General features: G+C 53.5%; 1 protein-coding gene and 1 pseudogene. One reads left to right on the top strand and one right to left on the bottom strand.

The window, feature by feature from the left end; translation table 11 throughout:
• Positions 1 to 815, top strand: an 815-nt coding sequence (locus tag HP546_RS30640) for a DUF6708 domain-containing protein (RefSeq protein ID WP_256678585.1), incomplete at its 5' end; no start/stop codon positions are given.
• On the opposite strand, the pseudogene HP546_RS30635 reads toward HP546_RS30640, so the two are convergent.
• Positions 799 to 1,025, bottom strand: a pseudogene (locus HP546_RS30635) (SAM-dependent methyltransferase); the annotation flags it as partial. The gene HP546_RS30640 and the pseudogene HP546_RS30635 overlap by 17 nt on opposite strands.

The raw sequence follows: 1,025 nt of genomic DNA, 5'->3' as shown, positions 1-1,025 counted from the left end.
TAGTTGATTCCACCAGCTTCTTCCTGCGCTTGAGAAATCCATGGGTTACTGACTCAGTATTTATGGGGAAAATGTACACGGCAATGTGCCTAGCTACTGCAATATTTGTGTACACTCTTCTTTTAGATGACACAACCAACTATGAGCTAGAGGGCGCCTACGCATTTCTGGTAGCGCAGATTATAGTACCTTTTATTTTTACACCTTTCCTAGCCTATAGAATAATCTATATAAAAAAGCTTTCTGACATCTACCTGAATAGGACAACACAAAAAATCTATTATAAACGCTTCGGAAAACTATTCACTTTTGATTGGAGCAACATCAGGGGAGGCCGATTCAAACGCACTGAATTCGGTGGATCATCCTTTACCACCAGCTACGCCTTAGCCTTCGCCCCTCGCCGAGAAGATGGCAGCCTGCACCAGAAAGACTGCCTGTGGGTCGACAGTAACTCGCCCACCGAATCCGACATTCTGTACGTCGCCGAAGTCTGGGAATACCTTCGCCACTTCATGGACCACGGCCCGGACAAACTTCCCCCGCCAGGCGAACCCAACTGGTGGCACAAGCCCCTGCACGCGATCTGCCTGACCCCGGCGGAAGCCTGGCGCCACTATGCCCCATGGCGAACCGGCGAGCCGGGAGAAATGCGGGGCAAAAAGAACTGGCAATTGCCATTCTGGGCCGTTCTGTTCCCTTACAACCTCACAGTCGCCATTGCCTGGTACTTCGTCTGCAAGCTCTTCAATGTCCGCGCAGCGGCGCCACCCGCTGAGGCTTTTGAAAGCGCGCCTGCTAACGCTCTCGAGTGACCACCACCTCGAGATACTCACTCGGCACCACCAGCGACGATGGGCCACCCACATTGTTTGCATTCAACAATTCAGCCAGATCACGCTCCAACGCCTTGGCCGCCTCCGGCTCCAAAGCGGCGAACGCCTTGTGCACCGGCCCGTACCATGTCCGGAAAACCTCGATGAAGTGCGCTGCCGAGCGGTAGCGGAAATTGAAGTGCTGGCGGC

The sequence above is a fragment of the Pseudomonas sp. CM25 genome (assembly GCF_013179705.1).
Taxonomy (GTDB): Bacteria; Pseudomonadota; Gammaproteobacteria; order Pseudomonadales; family Pseudomonadaceae; genus Aquipseudomonas.
The sequence above is the reverse complement of the archived record's forward strand: the minus strand, read 5'-3'. Positions and strand labels throughout refer to the sequence as shown.